General features: G+C 65.9%; 19 protein-coding genes and 3 tRNA genes. 15 read left to right on the top strand and 7 right to left on the bottom strand.

What is annotated here, in order from left to right:
* Positions 1-87: 87 nt before the first annotated feature.
* Positions 88-666: a hypothetical protein gene (locus tag ACIP9X_RS10560; protein WP_400479685.1), complete on the bottom strand. Its 579-nt coding sequence runs from the start codon at positions 664-666 to the stop codon at positions 88-90.
* A gap of 66 nt (positions 667-732) precedes the next feature.
* Positions 733-1,893, bottom strand: coding sequence for a winged helix DNA-binding domain-containing protein (locus tag ACIP9X_RS10555; RefSeq protein WP_400479684.1), 1,161 nt, complete (start codon positions 1,891-1,893; stop codon positions 733-735).
* Positions 1,894-1,979: 86 nt separating this feature from the next.
* On the opposite strand from ACIP9X_RS10555, the gene ACIP9X_RS10550 reads away from it, so the two are divergent.
* The gene (locus tag ACIP9X_RS10550) at positions 1,980-2,630 is read left to right on the top strand and encodes an alpha/beta hydrolase (protein ID WP_400479683.1); all 651 of its coding nucleotides are present in this window, start codon (positions 1,980-1,982) and stop codon (positions 2,628-2,630) included.
* Positions 2,631-2,652: 22 nt separating this feature from the next.
* Here ACIP9X_RS10550 and ACIP9X_RS10545 read toward each other — a convergent pair whose 3' ends face one another.
* Positions 2,653-2,886 carry an RNA-binding S4 domain-containing protein gene (locus ACIP9X_RS10545; RefSeq protein ID WP_400479682.1) on the bottom strand — a complete coding sequence of 78 codons (234 nt, stop codon included), beginning with the start codon at positions 2,884-2,886 and terminating at the stop codon, positions 2,653-2,655.
* A 31-nt stretch (positions 2,887-2,917) separates the two neighbouring features.
* Here ACIP9X_RS10545 and ACIP9X_RS10540 point away from each other — a divergent pair, with 31 nt between their 5' ends.
* From ACIP9X_RS10540 to ACIP9X_RS10530, 3 genes are all read left to right on the top strand, one after another.
* Positions 2,918-3,925: a DMT family transporter gene (locus ACIP9X_RS10540; RefSeq protein WP_400479681.1), complete on the top strand. Its 1,008-nt coding sequence runs from the start codon at positions 2,918-2,920 to the stop codon at positions 3,923-3,925.
* 134 nt (positions 3,926-4,059) lie between these two features.
* Positions 4,060-5,445, top strand: a complete 1,386-nt coding sequence (locus ACIP9X_RS10535) for a glycine--tRNA ligase (RefSeq protein WP_400479680.1) — start codon at positions 4,060-4,062, stop codon at positions 5,443-5,445.
* A 2-nt stretch (positions 5,446-5,447) separates the two neighbouring features.
* Positions 5,448-6,437, top strand: coding sequence for a GNAT family N-acetyltransferase (locus ACIP9X_RS10530; protein ID WP_400479679.1), 990 nt, complete (start codon positions 5,448-5,450; stop codon positions 6,435-6,437).
* Positions 6,438-6,482: 45 nt separating this feature from the next.
* Here ACIP9X_RS10530 and ACIP9X_RS10525 read toward each other — a convergent pair whose 3' ends face one another.
* Complete coding sequence (locus ACIP9X_RS10525; protein ID WP_400479678.1) at positions 6,483-7,238, bottom strand: alpha/beta hydrolase; 756 nt, start codon at positions 7,236-7,238, stop codon at positions 6,483-6,485.
* Between the two features lie 53 nt (positions 7,239-7,291).
* Here ACIP9X_RS10525 and ACIP9X_RS10520 point away from each other — a divergent pair, with 53 nt between their 5' ends.
* From ACIP9X_RS10520 to ACIP9X_RS10495, 6 genes are all read left to right on the top strand, one after another.
* On the top strand, positions 7,292-8,710 hold the full coding sequence (locus ACIP9X_RS10520) for a YibE/F family protein (RefSeq protein ID WP_400479677.1): 1,419 nt from the start codon (positions 7,292-7,294) through the stop codon (positions 8,708-8,710).
* A 53-nt stretch (positions 8,711-8,763) separates the two neighbouring features.
* Positions 8,764-9,945: a tRNA dihydrouridine synthase DusB gene (dusB, locus tag ACIP9X_RS10515; protein ID WP_400479676.1), complete on the top strand. Its 1,182-nt coding sequence runs from the start codon at positions 8,764-8,766 to the stop codon at positions 9,943-9,945.
* Complete coding sequence (locus ACIP9X_RS10510) at positions 9,929-11,242, top strand: deoxyguanosinetriphosphate triphosphohydrolase (protein ID WP_400479675.1); 1,314 nt, start codon at positions 9,929-9,931, stop codon at positions 11,240-11,242. Before dusB ends, ACIP9X_RS10510 begins: the two co-directional genes overlap by 17 nt.
* Before the next feature lie 52 nt (positions 11,243-11,294).
* Positions 11,295-13,160, top strand: coding sequence for a DNA primase (gene dnaG / locus ACIP9X_RS10505; RefSeq protein ID WP_400479674.1), 1,866 nt, complete (start codon positions 11,295-11,297; stop codon positions 13,158-13,160).
* Between the two features lie 66 nt (positions 13,161-13,226).
* A tRNA-Asn gene (locus tag ACIP9X_RS10500) sits at positions 13,227-13,299 on the top strand.
* Positions 13,300-13,425: 126 nt separating this feature from the next.
* Positions 13,426-13,498: transfer RNA gene (locus tag ACIP9X_RS10495), tRNA-Asn, on the top strand.
* A 109-nt stretch (positions 13,499-13,607) separates the two neighbouring features.
* On the opposite strand, the gene ACIP9X_RS10490 is transcribed toward ACIP9X_RS10495, so the two are convergent.
* The 3 genes from ACIP9X_RS10490 to ACIP9X_RS10480 all read right to left on the bottom strand — a co-directional run bounded on the left by ACIP9X_RS10490 (position 13,608) and on the right by ACIP9X_RS10480 (position 15,519).
* Positions 13,608-14,015, bottom strand: coding sequence for a hypothetical protein (locus ACIP9X_RS10490; RefSeq protein WP_400479673.1), 408 nt, complete (start codon positions 14,013-14,015; stop codon positions 13,608-13,610).
* 65 nt (positions 14,016-14,080) lie between these two features.
* A complete protein-coding gene (locus tag ACIP9X_RS10485) occupies positions 14,081-14,260 on the bottom strand; it encodes a hypothetical protein (protein ID WP_400479672.1) in 180 nt (59 codons plus the stop codon).
* A gap of 38 nt (positions 14,261-14,298) precedes the next feature.
* Entirely contained in the window at positions 14,299-15,519 is a 1,221-nt protein-coding gene (locus tag ACIP9X_RS10480) for a multidrug effflux MFS transporter (RefSeq protein ID WP_400479671.1), read from the bottom strand.
* A gap of 182 nt (positions 15,520-15,701) precedes the next feature.
* Here ACIP9X_RS10480 and ACIP9X_RS10475 point away from each other — a divergent pair, with 182 nt between their 5' ends.
* From ACIP9X_RS10475 to ACIP9X_RS10455, 5 genes are all read left to right on the top strand, one after another.
* Positions 15,702-16,604 carry a phage holin family protein gene (locus ACIP9X_RS10475; protein ID WP_400479670.1) on the top strand — a complete coding sequence of 301 codons (903 nt, stop codon included), beginning with the start codon at positions 15,702-15,704 and terminating at the stop codon, positions 16,602-16,604.
* A gap of 55 nt (positions 16,605-16,659) precedes the next feature.
* The gene (locus tag ACIP9X_RS10470; protein ID WP_400479669.1) at positions 16,660-17,280 is read left to right on the top strand and encodes a CDP-alcohol phosphatidyltransferase family protein; all 621 of its coding nucleotides are present in this window, start codon (positions 16,660-16,662) and stop codon (positions 17,278-17,280) included.
* The gene (locus ACIP9X_RS10465; protein WP_400479668.1) at positions 17,280-18,188 is read left to right on the top strand and encodes a DMT family transporter; all 909 of its coding nucleotides are present in this window, start codon (positions 17,280-17,282) and stop codon (positions 18,186-18,188) included. The genes ACIP9X_RS10470 and ACIP9X_RS10465 overlap by 1 nt, the downstream gene beginning before the upstream one ends.
* 113 nt (positions 18,189-18,301) lie before the next feature.
* Positions 18,302-19,498 carry a glycosyltransferase gene (locus ACIP9X_RS10460; RefSeq protein ID WP_400479667.1) on the top strand — a complete coding sequence of 399 codons (1,197 nt, stop codon included), beginning with the start codon at positions 18,302-18,304 and terminating at the stop codon, positions 19,496-19,498.
* Positions 19,499-19,607: 109 nt separating this feature from the next.
* Positions 19,608-19,681, top strand: a tRNA-Ile gene (locus ACIP9X_RS10455).
* The last annotated feature ends 145 nt before the right edge of the window (positions 19,682-19,826 follow it).

Genomic DNA, 19,826 nt, shown 5'->3' with positions numbered 1-19,826 from the left:
TTGACGCGTCCTGCGTTGCTGCAGCCCGTGTCCCCGAATGACTCGCGAGGATACGACGCGAGCGGCCCAGGTGTATCGGAACTACACCTAACCGTTCATGATCTCGTTGCGCCGGGTCATGTACTCCTCCATGGAGATCTCCCCGTTGCTGTACTGCTGATCGAGCTCGGCCAGTTTGCGCGCGCGGTATCCCTGTGGAGCCGATGGCGGCGGGGGAGCCACGGGGCCGCTTTCCTGCTGCGGCGGGCGGGACTGCTGCGGCTGTGGAGGGTTGGCACGGTACTCCGGGCTGTCCTCATAGGGGACGTTGCCGGGCTGCCCGTACTGCGCACCGCCCGGCTGAGGGTAGTGCCCCGGCTGCGGGTACTGGCCAGGCTGCGGGAACTGCTGATGGGGCGGGTTGGGATAGGGCTGATCCAGCGGCGGAAGCTCGTCCCGGCCGCGGTTCCGGGGCAGGCCAAAACCGCCGCTCATGTAATCCTGCTGGGTGTAGCCGTCCCGGGGCTGGTTCTTCGGGGGCCCGGAAAAGGAGCCAGGGAACCCGCCGGGATACTGCCCGGGAAAGTTCTGGTCCTGGTCCCGCCTCTGGACAGACCTCCGGTACATGCGCATCCCGACCGGAATCAGGAGCGACAGGATGATGATCCAGAAAAACAGGTTGTTCATTGCTGCTGGGCCTCTCATGAGTGTCAATCCAGCTTAGTCCCCGAAGCTGAAGAGGCGCTGGGCGCTTCAGTCCGAATACGACGTCGGCATCCCGAGGAACTCTTCATACCTTTTCGCCGCCTGCTCCAGCGCACCGGTTGAAGTTCTGTCCTGCCGCATCCGGATATCCAGTTCGCACCGCTGGCCAGGGGAGCCGGGCCGGATCAGCCGATGCCGCCAGGCACCGGCCATGCGGCCGTCCAGCAGGACCACGTGCAGGGGATCACCGTGTCTCGGGAAGGTTGGTGCTTTACCGCCCAGGTAGCTGCGCGAGGCGGAATACCCCATGACGTACTCGTCATAACACTGGATGAGATCAATGCGTCCGCCGGAACCTGCGCCCCCGCTGGTGGAGGAGTCCGGACGGGCGGAGGAGTCCTGACCGAAGGGGCGGGAGGACTCCGGATTGAAGTAGAACGCGACGCCGTCGATCTCCTCCCGCTCGAGGGCCGCCGGATCGTCCTCCAGGGCAAGTGCCAGTCCGAGACGGACGTCGGTCACCATCATCCCCGACCAGGCGGCGCAGTCCCTGACCGTGGCCGGACCGCGGCTTCGGAAGTACCGCCGTGCCAAAGCGGCAAGGGACTCCTCCCGGCTCAGTGGGTCCGCCGAGGCCGGACCCACGCGTTCCCCGAAGGCCGCGTACGTCTGCCGGAGAGCCCCGGCAGCACTGCGGACCGGTGCCCCGCTGACGATCACACCGTCAATCTCCGCATGCATGATCAGGTACGCCAGAACCAGGCCCTTGACGCTGAATCCCGCGAGCTCCAACTCGCCCGCGAGCTGGTCACGCGTCAGTTGCCGTCCGCCTTCCAGCGCAGCAGCCAGCACGTCGGTACTCCGGGCCGCCGTGACGGCGTCAATCCCGGTCCGGCTATACGTGATGGCATTGGCCCTGTGCAGGCGCGGGGCGGACAGCGCCCGGAGCCAGGAAAGATCGGTACGGTGCACGAAGTGCCAGGTAGGCCGCAGGATGTGCGTCCGCAGGATGCGGCCCTCAGCGACTGCCTGGTCCACATCGTTTGCCGTGGCATCGGCGGTCCGCTGCGCCAGGGACCAGCGCGCATACGGATACTCTTGCGACTGCACTGCCAGCAGGTTTTGCAGCGCGTCCTCCACCGAGGCTGCCACGGGTGAACGCAGCTGCTGGCTGACCAGCCGGGTCCGTACCACGGCCTCCGGGTCCATGCACACATCCTGCCCGCACCGGGCACGGTCCGCCAACAGATGTCGACGAAAACAGTCAGCCCTCCGGCAACTGTAAGAATGGAGCCATGACTTTAGCCGACGCTTTCCCTGCCCCCGTTGTTCTGTGGTCCAAACCCGAGGATGCCAGGGCCGGCAAGCCCCTGCTGGTCCTGCTGCACGGTTACGGCGCAAACGAGCAGGATCTCCTCAGCCTGGCTGACATGCTCCCTGAAGAATTCGCGGTGGCGTCCGTCCGGGCGCCCATCGCCATGGGCCCCGGCTTTGCCTGGTTCCCGCTGACCGGCAGCGTCGAGTACTCTGTGGACGCCGTCAAAGCTGCGGCGGGCTATCTGCAGGACTGGATCGACAGCGTCAAGGACAACCACCCCTCTGTCACCCTCCTCGGATTCTCCATGGGGATGGCCATGGCCACCACGCTGCTGCGGAAGCGCCCCGCTGACTATGCCGCCGTCGTCGGGCTGTCAGGATTTGTTGTCAACGCCGGAGCCGACGGCGAATTCCGGGACGCGGAACTCGACGGAACGGTGCCGTTCTTCTGGGGCCGCGACCAGCAGGATCCGGTCATCACCGAAGACAAGATCGATTACACGATGGGCTGGGTCCGCAGCCACGTGAAGCTGACCAAGGTCCTGTACACGGGAATGTGGCACGGCATCAACGCCCAGGAGATCGGGCACGTGGCGGAGTTCCTCACCCACGAGGTGCTGAAGAAGTAACCCGCCTCTGCGAGCCGGAGAATCAGCTGCCGGGTGCGGTGATCCGGACGGTGCGGTTGTTGAGCGTGACCGTGTCGCCGTGGTGGAGCTGCCGGCCGCGGCGGTCATCGATCTCGCCGTTGACCTTGACCAGCCCATTCTTGATCAGTTCGGTGGCCTCGACGCCGTCCTCCACCAGGTTCGCGAGTTTCAGGAGCTGGCCGAGACGGATCATCTCGTCGCGGATGGGGATGTCTTCGATTTCCGGTGTGCTCATACAAGCAATCATGCCTGACGTTAGGTAACCAATGACCCACGCACAGCGGCTGCCCCTTGCCGCGGGCCTTCCGATGGCCGTGGCCGCCGGACTCGCCATTCCCCTGCAGGGAAGAATCAACGGCGCCCTCGGGGCCAGGCTCGGGGACGGCATCGCCGCAGCTGTTGTCAGCTTCAGCACGGGACTGGTGCTGATGATCCTCGTCTCCCTCGTCCTGCCGCGCGGCCGGGCCGGGCTGGCCAGCATCGCGCCTGCCGTTCGGGAGCGGAAGTTCCCGCCGTACTACGTCCTGGCCGGCGGCATCGGCGCCCTCTTTGTGTTCGCCCAGTCCTTTACGGTGGGGCTGCTGGGCGTCGCCCTGTTCACAGTGTCCACGGTCACGGGCCAGACCGTGAGCGGCCTGCTGGTGGACAGGCTCGGCCTGGGTCCCGGCGGAAAAAAGGCCGTGACCGGTATCCGCATCATCGGCTGTGTCCTCACCATTGCCGCCGTCGCCTGGGCCGTCTCGCCACGTTTTGGCGGTGCTCCAGGAACCGCTGCCCCGGGAACCGGCGGGCCCGCAGCGGGAGGCGACCCCGCCCAGCTCATCCTGCCGCTGCTGCTTCCCGTCCTGGCCGGCTTCCTCATGAGCTTCCAGCAGGCCATGAACGGAACGGCCACGATGCACTACGGCACCCCGATTGCCGCGACCCTGGTCAATTTCGTGGCCGGAACCTGCGTGCTGTGGGTGGCCTGGCTCATCAAGGTGGCCCTGGCCGGCACAGGAAACCCGCTCCCCGGGGAATGGTGGTACTACCTTGGCGGGCCCATGGGCTGCGTGTTCATCGGACTCGGGGCCCTGCTGGTCCGCAGCCTCGGCGTGCTGGTGACCGGCCTCGGCATGATCGCCGGCCAGCTCCTCGGCTCGCTCGGCCTTGACCTGCTGGTTCCGGCCCCCGGCTCCATCGTTGCTGTTCCCACCGTGCTCGGGACGTTGCTGACCCTCGTGGCCATCGTCATCGCGACGCTTCCCTGGCCGCGGGGAGCTTTCCGCAGGTAGCGCCCGGTAGTCTAGGACACGCAGCTTTCATGCACTGTTTTCCCTTCGCATTTCCCCGCCCGGCAACCAGCCGGGGTTACCGGGCCAGAAACCCGCGGACCGCACCCAGCGGCCCTGTAGAAATTGGAGTTCCCATGGCAGCAAAATCCGTCCTCGACCAGGTCATTTCCCTTTCCAAGCGGAGGGGTTTCGTTTTTCAGGCCGGCGAGATCTACGGAGGCTCCCGTTCCGCCTGGGACTACGGGCCACTTGGTGCCGAGCTGAAGGAGAACATCAAGCGCCAGTGGTGGCAGTCCGTGGTGCGCGGCCGTGAAGACGTCGTGGGCCTGGACTCCTCGGTGATCCTGCCCCGCCAGGTCTGGGAAGCGTCGGGACACGTCGAGGTCTTCTCCGACCCCCTCGTGGAGTGCCTTTCCTGCCACAAGCGTTACCGTGCGGACCACCTCGAAGAGGAATACGAGGAAAAGAAGGGCCGCCCCGCCGAGAACGGCCTCAAGGACATCGCCTGCGCCAACTGCGGAACCCGCGGCGAATGGACCGAGCCGCAGGAGTTCTCCGGACTCCTGAAGACCTTCCTTGGCCCCGTTGCCAGCGATGAGGGCCTCCACTACCTGCGCCCCGAAACCGCCCAGGGCATCTTTGTGAACTTCAGCAACGTGCTGACCACGTCCCGGAAGAAGCCGCCGTTCGGCATCGGCCAGATCGGCAAGTCCTTCCGAAACGAGATCACGCCCGGCAACTTCATCTTCCGCACCCGTGAGTTCGAGCAGATGGAAATGGAATTCTTCGTCGAGCCGGGCACGGACGAGGAATGGCACCAGTACTGGATGAAGGAACGCATGTCCTGGTACACGGACCTGGGCATCCGTGAAGAGAACCTGCGCTTCTTCGAGCACCCGCTGGACAAGCTCAGCCACTACTCCAAGGGCACCACGGACATCGAGTACCGCTTCGGCTTCCAGGGCTCCGAATGGGGCGAGCTCGAAGGCATCGCCAACCGCACGGACTTCGACCTCTCCACGCATGCCAAGGCCTCCGGCACGGACCTGAGCTACTTCAACCAGGCCACCAACGAGCGCTACACGCCGTACGTGATCGAACCCGCCGCCGGCCTGACCCGCTCGTTCATGGCCTTCCTCATTGACGCCTACACCGAGGACGAGGCTCCGAACGCCAAGGGCGGCGTGGACGTCCGCACCGTGCTCAAGCTCGATCCGCGCCTTGCGCCGGTCAAGGCGGCCGTGCTTCCGCTGAGCCGCAACGAGGACCTCTCCCCGAAGGCGAAGGACCTCGGCGCCCAACTCCGCAAGAACTGGAACATCGATTTCGACGACGCCGGCGCCATCGGCCGCCGCTACCGCCGCCAGGACGAGATCGGCACCCCGTTCTGCATCACGGTGGACTTCGACACCCTCGAGGACCAGGCCGTCACCATCCGTGAGCGCGACACCATGAGCCAGGAACGCGTCTCCCTGGACAAGGTGGAGGGCTACCTGGCCGCGCGGCTGATCGGCGCCTGACCGTGGCGATTGAATACCGCGAATGGCGTGAGGGCGATGACCTCACGCTCCTCCAGATCTGGGGGGATCCCGAAACCGTCCAGGCCGGACAGTTCCGGGGGACCCTCGCGCCATCCAGCAACGCACCCTGGCGGCGCTGCATCGTGGCTGAGGACGTCGTTGACGGCGTCGGGATTCCGGTCGCTGCCGGTGTGGTCCACGAGGCAACACTGCACCCTGAACGCCTGTGGGTGTACGTCGAGGTGGCGCGGGACCACCGCCGCTCCGGCATCGGTTCCACGCTGCTCATGATGCTGCGCCGCGAGGCGGAGGGGTCGCCGTCGGGCGTTACCCGTCTGCGCTGCAAAGTTGAGCCCGGCACCTCCGGCGCCGAGTTCGCCAAGGCCGCCGGCCTCACTCCGATCCAGCGTTCCCAGCTGGTGGTGGTGGAACCCGGTGCCCTGAAGCTTCCGGTCTTCGGCGACGGTTCCGAGGAAGCGGCTTCGGAACGCATCGAGGATCTGGCCACCGGCTCCGTGGAGCTGTCCGATCTGGTGGGACGGTATTACACGTCGGTCCACACGTGGGACAGCCCCGGGGAACTGAGCATTCCCACGGTCCAGCGACTGTTCCTGGACGACCTCAGTGGCGCCCACGGTGCGATCGTGTTGCGCGCTCCTAAGGCAAGTGCCTTCGGAGCGGGCGTCGCGGCGTCGAAGAAGGGCAAGATCCAGGCGTTCGCCATCAGCTACGCGCAGCCGGAGATGGGGCAGGGTGGGGAGCAGCAGCAGTCCGGCCAGCCGTCGGATGTGTTCCTCGGCCATGAGCCCGAGCTCGACGGCGACCAGGCCCGCGCTGCTGTGCGTGACCTGCTGGCGCTGATCGCCTACCAGCATCCGGTCCTGATGGAGATGGACGATTCGATGACGGCGCTGCGTGCCGTCATCGAGCCTCTCCTCGAGAGCGGGAAGGCCCGCCGCCAAGGCGCCGAGACGTTCGTCGTCTCGGACTAGGCCACCCGGGTTTATAGCGCCGGCCGGGCTAGAGCACGGCGAAAGTCACAGAACTGCGGGAATCTTCCGGCCGGCTGCCGGGACCAGACGGTCAAAAGCGGCAGCCGGCCGCAAGCCGGGGTTCCACGCAATGCCTGTGTCTTCGCTGAAGGCCTTCAGCAGGAAGCCGGTCGCCAAGGTGTGCCACAGGCGTACCCGGCGGAACATGAAGTGGCCGGCGCCGCGGAGCGCAACGTACTGAAGCGCCTCGGCGTCCGGTGCCGCCCGGCCGGCAAACCGCAGCGACGCCGCCGGGCTCGTCCAGGTGTCCCGGTCGCCGTGCACGATCAGGACTTTCCGGCCGGCCAGAGGGGCGGCAGGGGTTGCGTCGTCCAGCCACGGAGCGAGCGCCACTACGGCGCGCACCTGGGGATCGTCTGCCGCGCAGATGGCGGTCAGCCCGCCCATGGAGTGGCCCAGCAGGTACACGGGCACTCCCGGATACCGCGCCCGGATCTTGTCGAGCGCCCAGCGGGCATCCCTGAGCGGGGACATCTCCTCACCGTTCCAGCCGCGCACCCTGTTCCGCAGGAGCCATACCTCCAAGCCCAGATTCCGTGCCGACCGGTGCAGTTGCCGGGCGAACGGCACCATCCGCGCCGGGCTGAGGTGGCGGGCCTGCACGGGCTCAAACGAGTGCGAGCGTCCGCCGTGAAGAACCAGCGCCACTCCGCGCGTGATGCCTGCCGGCTTCAGGACAGCCAGCACGGCTTCATCAAGGCTGCGGCCCATGCCTGCGTCCTCCGACTTCCTGCCGTTCATTTATCAACACTAAGCTGACCGCCGTAGAGTTCAAGTATGAGGTTTTGCTGCTGATGGGTTCCGGTCACTCCCACGGTCACACTGGTCATTCGGATCCTTCGCCCGAGGCGATGGCTGCCCGCCGGAAGGCAAACCGGATCCTGGCCGCCGTGCTGATTCCCCTGACCCTGCTGACGCTGGCCGCCATGGCGGCGCTCTGGCCGTCCGGCAGCAAGGAAGGTCTGACCCTCGCCAACCCCTACAACGCTGCCCCCGGCGTGACCTTTGATACGGGCAAGATCCAGCGCGTGGTCACCGAAAGCTGTACGCCGGCCAGCCAGGTGCCGCAGCCGGGGCCGCAGGAAACCCAGCCGGAAGGACAGGCCGACGCCGGTTCACAGTGCACGTTTGCCTTCACCGAGCCGGACAAGGGCGGCAACCCCGTCAAAGTGGTAATCAACCCTGACGTCGCGAAGTCGCACGGCGTGGACGTGGGGGACAGCATCCGCTACCTCAACCTCACGAATGCCCAGGGTGCTGCCGCCGCGGGTCCCAACGGCCCGGCGTCCAACGGCGCCCCCACCTACATCTTCGTGGACTTCGTCCGGACCATGCCCATCATCCTGCTGGCCGTGCTGTACGCCCTGGTGGTCGTTGCCGTGGCGCGCTGGAGAGGGCTGCGGGCCCTGATTGGCCTGGTCGGCGCATACTTTGTGCTGGTCAGTTTCATGCTCCCCGGTCTGGTGGAAGGAAAGCCGCCGCTGCTGCTGGCACTGGTGGGCTCCACCGTGATCATGGTCGGGGTGCTGTACTTCGCCCACGGATTCTCGGCCCGGACCTCGACGGCGCTGCTCGGCACTATGTTCGGCCTGGGCATCACGGCGCTGCTGGCAGCCTGGGCCACCGACACCGCCAACCTCGCCGGGGTCGGAAGCCACGACGCCTCCACCCTGACGAACATCTCGGGCAACATCTCCATCTCAGGCATCATCTTGTGCGGCCTCATTATTTCCGGGCTGGGCGTGCTCAATGACGTGACCATCACGCAGTCATCCGCGGTGTGGGAGCTCTACGAACTGGCCCCCGGCACCAGCGCCCGGAAGCTGTTCACGTCAGCCATGCGGATCGGCCGGGACCACATCGCCTCCACGGTGTACACGATCGCCTTCGCCTATGCCGGTGCGGCGCTGCCCATCCTGATCATCGTGATGCTCTACGACCGTCCGCTGGGGGAGGCGCTCACCAGTGCCGAACTCTCCGAGGAAGTCATCCGCACGCTGGTCGGCTCCATCGGCCTCGTGCTCGCGATCCCCGTCACCACGCTGATCGCGGTTCTGGTGGTCAAGGCCACCGGCATCCGCACCGGCGGGCCGGCTACGGTAACGCCCGACGACGTCGATGACACCGGCGCGCTCGCTGCGGCAGCCGCCGTGGCTGGCAGGACGCCACTGCCTGAAACGCGCCGGGGGAGGCGGGCTGCCCAGCGCGAGTGAGTGCCGCCGTCGGGCATTCTGCCCGATTTGCCCGCCTTTGAGACAATGGACGGGTGACTGTTGTAGCAACGCCTCCCGCCCCCAAGCTGGAACTCCCTCCGCTGAAGCTCGGCCCGATCACCGTGGACACCCCGGTGGTGCTGGCGCCCATGGCCGGTATCACCAACACCGCCTTCCGCAGGCTCTGCCGCGAATACGGCGGTGGCATGTACGTGGCAGAAATGGTCACCTCCCGGGCCCTCGTGGAGCGGACCCCGGAGTCCCTGCGCATCATCTCCCACGACGACGACGAAAAAGTCCGGTCCGTCCAGCTTTACGGCGTGGACCCCGTCACGGTGGGCCAGGCCGTGCGCATGCTGGTTGAAGAAGACCGGGCCGACCATATCGACCTCAATTTCGGCTGCCCGGTGCCCAAGGTCACCCGCCGCGGCGGCGGCTCCGCCCTTCCATGGAAGATCGACCTCTTCACCTCGATCGTTCAGACGGCCGTGAAGGAAGCCTCCAAGGGTGGCATTCCGCTGACCATCAAGATGCGCAAGGGCATCGACGATGACCATCTGACGTACCTCGACGCCGGCCGGATTGCCCGCGATGCGGGAGTGGCCGCCGTCGCGCTTCACGGCCGTACGGCCGCGCAGTTCTACTCGGGCCAGGCCGACTGGTCGGCAATCGCGCGCCTCCGAGAGGCCCTTCCCGACATCCCCGTGCTGGGCAACGGCGACATCTGGTCCGCGGAGGACGCCGTCCGCATGGTCCGTGAAACCGGCGTGGACGGCGTGGTGGTGGGCCGCGGCTGCCAGGGCCGTCCCTGGCTTTTCGGCGACCTGCAGGCCGCCTTCGAAGGAAGCGACAAGAGGCACCGCCCGGGCCTGCGCCAGGTGGCCGACGGCGTATACCGCCACGCCGAGCTCATGATCGAGACCTTCGGCAACGACGAATACAAAGCCCTGCGCGAGATCCGCAAGCACATGGCCTGGTACTTCAAGGGCTACGTTGTGGGCGGTGACCTCCGCGCCAAGCTCGCCACCGTGCCCACCCTGGAGGTGCTGCGGGACCTGCTGGACCAGCTGGACATGGACCTGCCGTACCCGGGCATCGACTCCGAAGGGCCGCGCGGACGCGCCGGTTCCCCGAAGAAGCCTGCCCTGCCCAAGGACTGGCTGATGAGCCGCCAATTGAATGAGGACCAGTCGCGGGACATCTCGGCGGCGGAACTGGATGTGTCCGGTGGGTGAGAGCCGGCTGGCCGAGGCCCGCGGACAGGCGCTGTCCCTGCCGGGCTACGAGGCCCACGATTCCGCCCGCTGGGTGGAGGAACCGCCGAAGAGCACCTACCGCTCCGACTTCGAGCGCGACCGCGCCCGGGTGCTGCATTCATCAGCGCTGCGGCGGCTGGGCGCCAAGACGCAGGTCGTAGCCCCCGACACGGACGACTTTGTCCGGACCCGGCTGACCCACAGCCTGGAAGTTGCCCAGGTGGGCCGCGAGCTCGGCCGGGCGCTGGGGTGCGACCCGGACGTGGTGGACACTGCCTGCCTCAGCCACGACCTCGGACACCCGCCTTTCGGGCACAACGGCGAGTCGGCCCTGAACGAGATGGCCCACGCGATTGGCGGCTTCGAAGGCAACGCCCAGACGCTGCGGCTGCTGTCACGGCTCGAGCCGAAAGTCCTGGATGCGGAGGGCCGGCCCGCCGGCCTGAACCTGACCCGGGCCAGCCTTGACGCTGCCGCGAAATACCCGTGGTCGGCCCTGGACGCGCCGGTGATCCACGGCCAGCGCACCAGCAAATTCGGCGCCTACGAGGACGACCTGCCCATCTTCAACTGGATCCGGGAAGGGGCGCCGGTGCGGCGGTCCTGCCTGGAAGCCCAGGTCATGGACCTCGCCGACGATATCTCCTATTCGGTGCACGACGTCGAGGACGCCATTGTGGCCGGGCACTTCCAGCTGCGCTGGATGGACAACCCGGACCACCGGGCCCGGGTGGTGGGCTACACCCGGCAGTGGTACTTGCCGCACAACGACCCCGCTGCCATCGACGCAGCGCTGGCCCGGCTCGAGGCCACGGACGTGTGGGTCCGCGAAGCCGACGGCAGCCGCAAATCCATGGCCGCCCTGAAGGACATGACCAGCCAGCTGATCGGCCGCTTCTGCCAGAGCGCGCTGGAGACCACCCGGGCCATGTACGGGCCGGAGAAGCTGACGCGTTACAACGCGGAGCTCATGGTGCCGGACGAGACCGTCCTCGAGATCGCGGTGATGAAGGGCCTGGCGACCACCTTCGTCATGACCACGGACCACCGCCAGCCCATCTACGAGCGGCAGCGCGAGGTCCTGCATGCCCTGGTAACCACGCTGAATGCGTCAGGCGACCGCCACCTCGAGCCGATGTTCGCGGCGGACTGGCGCGACGCGGCTGACGACGGCGCGCGGCTCCGCGTGGTCATCGACCAGGTTGCCTCGCTCACCGACGGTTCCGCGCTGGCGATGTACGAACGGCTCGTGGGAAGTTTGCCGTCGCTGTGGTGATGCGCGCCATAGGCGTCGCGTTCCTGTCGGTGCGCGCGGCTAGGATGGCTCCGTGGCCGGCCTGATCAAACGTGAAGACATCGACGAGGTCCGTCAGCGCACGGACATCAAGGAAGTCGTCGACGGCTACGTCACGCTCAAAAGCGCAGGCCTGGGTTCCTTCAAGGGCCTGTGTCCCTTCCACGACGAGCGTTCGCCCTCATTTACGGTGCGGCCACAGGTGGGCCGCTACCACTGCTTTGGCTGCGGCGAGGACGGGGACGTCATCTCGTTCGTGCAGAAGCAGGACCACACGTCCTTTCACGAGGCCGTGGAGAAGCTGGCCGCGCGGATCGGCTACGAACTCCGCTACGAGGACGGCGGCACCGGCCCCAGCCGGGAAGAGGTGGGCAAGCGCCAGCGGCTGCTGGACGCCCACAAGATCGCCGACGAGTTTTTCCGCGCCCAGCTGCTGACTCCGGGCGCCACCGAGGGCCGCCGCTTCCTGCAGCTGCGCGGTTTTGACCGCGCGGCAGCAGAGCATTTCGGGGTCGGCTATGCGCCGCAGGGCTGGGACGCCCTGCTCAAGCACCTGCGCGGCCGCGGCTACACCGACGCCGAGCTGAAGCTCACCGGGATGTTTTCTGAAGGCAACAGGGGCATCTACGACCGCTTCCGCGGACGCCTGATCTGGCCCATCCGGGACATCGCCGGGGACACCATCGGATTCGGCGCCCGAAAGCTCTACGAGGACGACCAGGGCCCTAAGTACCTCAATACGCCGGAAACCACGCTCTACAAGAAGTCGCAGGTGCTGTACGGCATCGACCTCGCCAAGCGGAACATCGCCAAGGACCGGCAGCTCGTGGTGGTGGAAGGCTACACGGACGTGATGGCCTGCCACCTCGCGGGAATTCCTACGGCGGTGGCCACCTGTGGTACCGCGTTCGGCGCCGACCACATCAAGATCGCCCGCCGGCTGCTCTCCGACGACGGCACCGGGGGAGAGGTCGTCTTCACCTTTGACGGGGACGCGGCCGGCCAGAAGGCGGCCCTGCGGGCCTTTGAAGAGGACCAGCGCTTCGTGGCGCAGACCTATGTCGCTGTGGAGCCAACCGGCGCGGACCCCTGCGACCTCCGCCAGAACCGGGGCGACGCCGCAGTCCGGGAGCTGATCGGCTCCCGGCGGCCGCTGTTTGAGTTTGCCATCCGCGCCACGCTGAGAAGGCACAACCTGGACACTGTGGAGGGCCGGGTGGCCGCCCTGCGGGAGTCCGCCCCCGTGGTGGCGCAGATCCGCGACGCCGGCATTCGGCCCGCGTACGCCCGTGAACTGGCGGGGTGGCTGGGGATGCCTATCGAGGACGTCTCACGGGCCGTTGCGGCTGCCGCTAAGCGGGAAGCCAATCCTGGAGCTCCGGGCGTTGCTGCACTCCCGCCTTCGGGCGTTCTCCCGTCCTTCAACCGCCCGGATCCGCGGGACCCGGTGGCGTCCATGGAGCGGCAGGCGCTCGAGGTGGCGCTGCAGGAACCTGCGATGCTCGGCGGCGGTTTCTGGGAGAGGTTTTCCGCTGTGCGGTTCGTCACTCCTGCCTACCAGGCCATCCACGACGCCATCCGCGCCACCGGGCTGGCGCATGCCGACGATCCGGTGAGGTGGGTGGAGCAGCTCCGCCAGGAGGTGCCGGAACCGCTGCAGCCCCTGGTTTCAGAGCTAGCGGTGGTTCCGCTGCCCGCGCACACGGCAGAAGCCGTGCAAAAGTACTGCCGCGACATCCTGGCCCGGCTTTTCGAGCTCCAGATCACCCGCATCAAGGCCGACAAGATGGGGCAGCTGCAGCGACTGGACGCCGCCGCCCACCCTGAGGAGTTCCAGCAGCTCAACCGGGAACTGATGATGCTGGAAATGGAGCGGCGGGCACTGCGTTCCGACGCCTGACGGGCAGGCTCCGGCGCTCGATTTCGTTTCACGGCCGGGTGTTTGCTAGGCTTATACCCGCTTCATTCCTCCTTAGCTCAATTGGCAGAGCATTCGACTGTTAATCGAAGGGTTGCTGGTTCAAGTCCAGCAGGAGGAGCGCACAGTCCCCGTTCCGGGCTTCCGGGACGGGGACTTTTTTATACCCGGGAGGGGTATGGGAGCCGCCTGATTGCGTCGATTTCCCATAGCGGCGAAACCTTTGCTAGTGTCATACCTGCTTCATTCCTCCTTAGCTCAATTGGCAGAGCATTCGACTGTTAATCGAAGGGTTGCTGGTTCAAGTCCAGCAGGAGGAGCGCACAGGTCCCGCAGCCCGCACACGCCGGCTGCGGGACCTTTTTGTATGGCGCTGGTCTGTGCGGTGCTGGCTTTGCGGTGCTGGTTTTTCGGGATGCGGCGCCCGGCTCAGACGAAGTCCATTTCCACTTCGAGGAAACGCTCGGCCTCGGCCACGGCGGCAGCGAAAGCCTCGCCCTCGGTGGGCGACGTGCGGGGCTGGCGGGGATGCCACTCATGCGGTGATGAATGAACACGGGTGAAGCCTCCGTCTGGCGGAGCATAGAAGATTCCGAAGCGCTGTACCGGCCATTCGGGAGAGGTCTCCGGGGCCACCAGAAGGGCGGCGTTGGCTGCCGGATTGTACCACTGCGCTATCGGTCGCCGCCGGTCTTCAGTGAAAAGTCCCGCCGCATAGAGAGCTGCCGACTGCGCACTGGTCTGTGTGCACAGCCGGTCCCACCACAACGGCAGAATGCCGGTGTCGCACCGCTGCCACGTGGCCGGAAGTGGAGGAGGATCCTGCCAGTGGGGCACATACCAACTTTATCGCTCAGCGGGCTGCCCGGAATAGAGCGGCTGCCTCAGTTCCGGGTTGACGTTCAGTCCCGATTCCAGGGCCCCGGGTTGACCCTGTAGAGCAGCGCGGAACCGACCACGGCTCCGAGGACGACACCGAGGGCTGCATTGCCCATGGCCCGGCCGAAAAAGAAGCCTGCGACGGCGCCCAGGACGGCTCCCAGGAAGAGTCCGCGTCCGTTGCGGTGCGGCTTGCGAATCATCCGGCCAGCCTACGCTGCTCCTGGTGAAGGGGCTGCCACTAGTGAATGGATGGCACGGTCCTGGGGCGGACTATCACCCACAGTGCCGTTGCTGCGAGGAAGATGCAGCAGGCCTGGACAGCGCCCATAGGTGTGGCTGAACTGCCGCCTACCCAACCCACCACGGGTGAGATGATGCCGGCCATCAGGAAGGTGGAGGCGCCCAGCAGGGAGGCTGCTGTGCCGGCCTGGGCCCCGTGCTTGGCCAGCGCCAGGACTTGCACGCACGGGAACGTGAAGCCCGTGCCCAGGATGTAGAACCACAGCGGGACCAGAACGCCCCAGAGCCCGAACTCCAACTGGTCAAAGAGCACGATCAGGAGGGCCATCAGGAACATCCAGGCGGTGGAGGCGGCGAGGATCCACTGCGGCGGCACGAGCCTGATCAGCCGCGAGCTGGTCTGGACTCCGGCCACGATGCCCAGGGAATTCACGCCGAAGAGCAGGCCGTACTGCTGCGGGGTGAAGCCGAAGATGTCCTGGAACAGGAAGGGGGAAGCGGAGAGGTAGGTGAACAGCCCTCCGAAGTTCATGCCGCCGACCAGCAGCAGCCCGACGAAGATCCGGTCTGAGAAAAGCGCCCGGTACCGCTGTCGGGCAGTCAGGCCGGACTTCCCCCGGAGCTCGCGCGGCAGCGTTTCCCGGACCAGGAATATCGCTGCGGTAATCACCGTCGCGCCGTAGCAGGCGAGGAACACAAAGATGCCCGGCCACTCCATCACCAGGAGCAGCTGCGATCCGATGACGGGGGCCAGAATCGGAGCCAGTCCGTTGACCAGCGCCATGCGGGAGAACATCCGCACCATGGCGTAGCCGCTGAAAAGATCCCGGACCATGGCCATCGCCACGACCCCTCCGCCTGCAGCTCCGATTCCCATTAGGACGCGGAACAGGCCGAGTGTGCCGATGTCCGTCGAAAGCGAGGCCCCCAGCGAGGAGGCAATATGCACTGCCGTCGCCAGGATGAGAGGGGTTCGCCGGCCGAACTTGTCGCTGAAGGGGCCCACCACCAGCTGTCCCAGGGCGAAGCCCACCGTGGTGCCCGTCAGGGTCAGCTGGACCGCAGCCTCTGACACATTCAGGCTCGTCTCCAGTGCGGGGAAGGCCGGCAGGTAGAGGTCCACCGTAAACGGTCCCAGAGCCGTGAGGGCGCCAAGAAGAAGGATGTAGAGGAATTTTTGGCGTTGGCTCAGGGCATCACCCGGATTGATGGTGGTCACAGGCAACCATCCTAGGGCGCAAAGATCATACTTTTACAGGGACCGGAAGGCTCGCCGGAAAGTTTGTACAGAAGTTGCGGCTGACCTTGAGTGATAGTTTTGTCAGCGGGGGCATGCTGAGCCACAGGCGGGCCCCGCAAAGCCGAGGAAAAATCGACTATGGAACCAGTTAGGCGGGACCTATGAGCGGGCGTCACAGCGGGCGGGCCAACAAGGGGTTGCGTGTCACCACGCTGCCGAAAACGTTGCAGCTCATCTTCAAACTGGCGCCGCGCCAGCTCAACGACGAGATCGCCATGGCCAAGTTCGAAGTCAAGCGCAAGGGCAAGCAGCTGGGCGTGGCCGGAGCCTTCTTCGGAGTGGCCGCTGTCTTCCTGGCTTTCCTGCTGACCGGGCTGATCGTCGCCGCCATCATGGGGCTCGCCACCATCATGCCGGCTTGGCTCGCAGCACTCCTCGTGTGCGCAGTTTTCCTGCTGATCGCCCTGATCGGCGGGCTCATTGGCCTCCGGAAGTTTAAAAAGGCCATGCCCCTGATCCCCGAGGAGACCGTCCGCGGCCTCAAGCACGATCTTGGTGTCGCCAAAGAAGGCTCGGACTTTGATGCTGCCGTCCTGGATCCCAACTCGCCGCAGGCGAAGGCGGCCAAGGAAGCCAAGGCTGCTGCCAAGGCACAGGCCAAGGCCGAGAAGGAAGCCAAGGCGGCCGCAGAGCATGTCGAAGTCCCTGCCGTTTCCGAGCCCGAGGTCCACCGCCGACTGAAGCAGCGGCGTGAGCACCTCACCACTGTCCGCGATGACCTCGGGGAAGAACTCGATGTCAAGACCCAGGCCCAGGCCCTGCTCGGCGTGGCCAGGCACCGGCTGGATGAGGGCAAGGACAAGCTCAAGGACAGCAGGGAGCGCGTGGGCGAAAGGTTCGCTGCCCGCTCAGCCGCCAGGTCCTCCGGGTCCGGGTCATCCTCCGCAGGCAGCGTGGTGCGTTCCATGCCCGAAAAGCTGGAATCCCGGTGGAAGCCCCTCGTGGCTTTCGTCGCATCCACTGCCGTCATGCTTACCCTGCTGCGGAAACTGTACAAGAGCTGAGCGTTGCCCTGAACTCTGACAGGAAGACGCCCCCGGCCACGGAGAGGGGGACCGGATGAGGTTCATCGGCGCTGGTTCCCGTCCCGGCCAGCCGCACGTCGACCGGGACCTGGTCTTCACTGTCCCCAATCTCCTCACGGTTCTGCGCTTCATGGGCGTGCCGCTGTTCATCTGGCTTGTGCTGGCGCAACGCGAGTACGGCTTTGCCGTGCTGGTGCTCGCCATCATGGGGAGCACGGACTGGGTGGACGGCTATATCGCCCGGCGCTTCAACCAGGCCTCCAAATTGGGGCGGATCCTGGATCCCATCGCGGACAGGCTGGCGCTGATCGCCGTAGCCGTGACACTGGTGATCGCTGGTGTGGTCCAGTGGTGGTACCTCGCGGCGCTCGTCATTCCGGACGCCGTGCTGCTCTCCATGTCGCTGTTCTACTTCCACAGCCATCCCGATCTTCCCGTCAGCCTGATCGGGAAGACGCGCACGGGGCTGCTGCTGCTGGGCACTCCGCTGCTGTTGCTGTCAAAGCTGGACACCCCCTCCGCCGATGCCTGGTTCATTGCGGCGTGGATCGTGCTCGGCCTCGGACTGGTGGGCCACTGGGTTGCCGCCTACTACTACTTCTGGGCCATCCGCCGCAAAGGCAGAATGCTGGCTGACAACGGCGGTGGCAGCTGATGGTGTGGCTTGCAGTATTCCTGGCTGTGTTGGGTGCGTTTTGCCTTGCCTTCGGGGCGCAGCGCCAGGGGAGCGCAGTGAAGGCCGATACAGGCGGACTGGCGCTCAGCTCCAACGGTTTCCTGCGCCTGCTGCGTAACCCCCGCTGGGTTTTCGGGCTCCTGCTGCTCTGTATGGGCATGGGCATGAATGCCGTTGCCCTGGTCTCCGCGCCGCTGACCGTGGTGCAGCCGATCGGTGCCATCGCCCTGGTCATCACCACCGTGGTCAATGCCAAGGACCAGGGGTTGAGCATCAACCGGGCCACTGTGGTGGCCATTTCCGCCTGCGTGACCGGCTCCGCCTTGTTCGTCCTGCTCGCCGTCTTCGTCACGCAGGAAAACCACCACGTAAATGCCGACGACGAACTCACCATCGTGCTGCTGCTCGCTTTGGCTGTGGCCCTCTTTGGCACGTTGGCAGCAATGTTCAAGCACCGCATGAGTGCCTTTGTCTACATTCTTGGCGCGGGCATTCTGTTCGGCTTCGTGGCTGTGCTGACCAGGATCATCGGCAAGCACCTGCTCGATCCGAACGGGCAGGCCTTCCTGAACGTGCCCTGGTATTCGTTGGTTGCAATCGTGGCGGCCGGAGGGCTGGGCTCCTGGTTTGTGCAGAGTGCCTACTCCACCGGACCGCCGGACCTCGTCATTGCGGGGCTGACTGTCATCGACCCCATCGTGGGCATCGCGATCGGCATCACCATCCTCGGGGAGTTGCGGCCTGACGTCCACGCCGTGATGGCCATTGCCATGGGTACGGCTGCATCGCTTGCTATCGTGGGGGTAATAGCCCTCTCCCGGCATCATCCCGAAGTCACCAAGCGGAAGAAGGACGCTCGGAAGGTCGCGGGCAGGGCGCCCCACTAGCCGACTTTTCGACAGCGGGCCAGGCGCGAACGTGTGCCAGCGCTATATGTGCCAGTGCCAGCCGGCGTGGACAGCCGCAGCTGACCGCGCCGTGACCACCAGGAGCTTCCCACGTGACAATGCCCGATGCCCAGCGCCCACTGACTATCCTGATTGCGGCCGACACCTACCCGCCCCACGTCAACGGAGCAGCCCAGTTCGGCTACCGGCTGGCGAAAGGCATGACGGGCCGCGGACATAATGTCCACGTCCTGGCGTGCCGCCAGGACAAAGGCAAGAGCTTCACGGAGTTCCGCAAGGAAGCCACGGTCCACCGCCTTCGCTCCCACAGCGCCTTTACGCACGAGTATTTCCGGATCTGCTTTCCCTGGGAGATCAAGAAGGAGATCAGCCTCCTTTTCGACAAGGTGCAGCCCGATGTCGTCCACATCCAGAGCCACTACATGATCGGCGAGCACGTGCTGTACGAAGCAGTGAAGCGCGGCATCCGCGTGATCGCCACAAACCACTTCATGCCCGAGAACCTCAATCCGTTCCTGCCCTTTCCCCAGTGGTTCAAGGACATCATCGGGAAAATATCCTGGAAGGACATGGGCAAGGTGATGGGCAAGGCCGACGTCGTGACGACGCCTACGCCCCTGGCTGCCAAGGCCATGCACCAGCACGCCTTCCTGCGGAAGGTCCTTCCGCTTTCCAACGGCATAGACTCCACTGCCTACGAAATCAAGCCGGGCGAGGTGATCGAGCCCCATGCCAACCCGACCGTCCTCTTTGCCGGACGCCTGGCAGAGGAAAAGCACGTTGACGTGCTGATCAAGGCAGTGGCTGCAGTCCCCGCAGACCTGAACGTCCACCTGGAGATCGTCGGCGGAGGCGAAGTGCGTCCTGCCCTGGAATCGCTGGTGGAGCGGCTGGGCCTGCAGGACAAGGTCAAGTTCCTGGGCCTTGCCAGCGATGAGGATCTTCGCCAGGCCTACATCAGGGCGGACATCTTCTGCATGCCGGGGACAGCCGAGCTGCAGTCCCTGGTGACCCTCGAGGCGATGTCCGCGTCCACTCCGGTTCTGCTGGCCGACGCAATGGCCCTGCCACATCTGGTGCGCGACGGCGAGAACGGCTACCTCTTCACTCCGAATGACAGCGCGGACCTTGCGGAGAAAATCACGCGGATTCTGCGGCTGCCGGCGGAGGAGCGCAAGGCCATGGGTGAAGCGAGCCGCTGCATGGTGGAGCCGCACAGCATCCAGGGCACCCTGCAGACCTTCGAAGACCTCTACCGCGGCGCAACCTACGACGACAAGGTCGTCTAGGAGCGTCTGGTCTAAACCCCTTCGCCAGTTTGCTAGAGTGTTTTTGCCCCGCAGATGACGGGCCCGGTCACCCGGGTGCCGGGAATCTGGGGAGGCACCTCAGGTACACGGGGCTATAGCTCAGCTGGTTAGAGCGCGGGACTCATAATCCTAAGGTCCTCGGTTCAAGTCCGAGTAGCCCTACTTGTTCCGCAAAGAGCCGCGGGGGGGGGGGGGGGGGGGGGGCGGGGGGGGGGGGGTGGGGGGGGGGGGGGGGGGGGGGCGGCGGGGGGGGGGGGGGGGGCCGGGGGGGTGTTTTTGTTTTTTTTGAGAAAAGAACGGGGCCCGC

Source organism: Arthrobacter sp. NPDC093125, from assembly GCF_044754225.1.
Classification (GTDB): domain Bacteria; phylum Actinomycetota; class Actinomycetes; order Actinomycetales; family Micrococcaceae; genus Arthrobacter.
The sequence above is the reverse complement of the archived record's forward strand: the minus strand, read 5'-3'. Positions and strand labels throughout refer to the sequence as shown.

What these genes read in the sequence shown, in the direction of transcription:
- ACIP9X_RS10560 (WP_400479685.1), bottom strand. Translation starts at nt 666, where the DNA reads ATGAACAACCTGTTTTTCTGGATCATCATCCTGTCGCTCCTGATTCCG.
- ACIP9X_RS10555 (WP_400479684.1), bottom strand. Translation starts at nt 1,893, where the DNA reads ATGGACCCGGAGGCCGTGGTACGGACCCGGCTGGTCAGCCAGCAGCTG.
- ACIP9X_RS10550 (WP_400479683.1), top strand. Translation starts at nt 1,980, where the DNA reads ATGACTTTAGCCGACGCTTTCCCTGCCCCCGTTGTTCTGTGGTCCAAA.
- ACIP9X_RS10545 (WP_400479682.1), bottom strand. Translation starts at nt 2,886, where the DNA reads ATGAGCACACCGGAAATCGAAGACATCCCCATCCGCGACGAGATGATC.
- ACIP9X_RS10540 (WP_400479681.1), top strand. Translation starts at nt 2,918, where the DNA reads ATGACCCACGCACAGCGGCTGCCCCTTGCCGCGGGCCTTCCGATGGCC.
- ACIP9X_RS10535 (WP_400479680.1), top strand. Translation starts at nt 4,060, where the DNA reads ATGGCAGCAAAATCCGTCCTCGACCAGGTCATTTCCCTTTCCAAGCGG.
- ACIP9X_RS10525 (WP_400479678.1), bottom strand. Translation starts at nt 7,238, where the DNA reads ATGAACGGCAGGAAGTCGGAGGACGCAGGCATGGGCCGCAGCCTTGAT.
- ACIP9X_RS10520 (WP_400479677.1), top strand. Translation starts at nt 7,292, where the DNA reads ATGGGTTCCGGTCACTCCCACGGTCACACTGGTCATTCGGATCCTTCG.
- ACIP9X_RS10510 (WP_400479675.1), top strand. Translation starts at nt 9,929, where the DNA reads ATGTGTCCGGTGGGTGAGAGCCGGCTGGCCGAGGCCCGCGGACAGGCG.
- ACIP9X_RS10485 (WP_400479672.1), bottom strand. Translation starts at nt 14,260, where the DNA reads ATGATTCGCAAGCCGCACCGCAACGGACGCGGACTCTTCCTGGGAGCC.
- ACIP9X_RS10475 (WP_400479670.1), top strand. Translation starts at nt 15,702, where the DNA reads ATGAGCGGGCGTCACAGCGGGCGGGCCAACAAGGGGTTGCGTGTCACC.
- ACIP9X_RS10470 (WP_400479669.1), top strand. Translation starts at nt 16,660, where the DNA reads ATGAGGTTCATCGGCGCTGGTTCCCGTCCCGGCCAGCCGCACGTCGAC.
- ACIP9X_RS10465 (WP_400479668.1), top strand. Translation starts at nt 17,280, where the DNA reads ATGGTGTGGCTTGCAGTATTCCTGGCTGTGTTGGGTGCGTTTTGCCTT.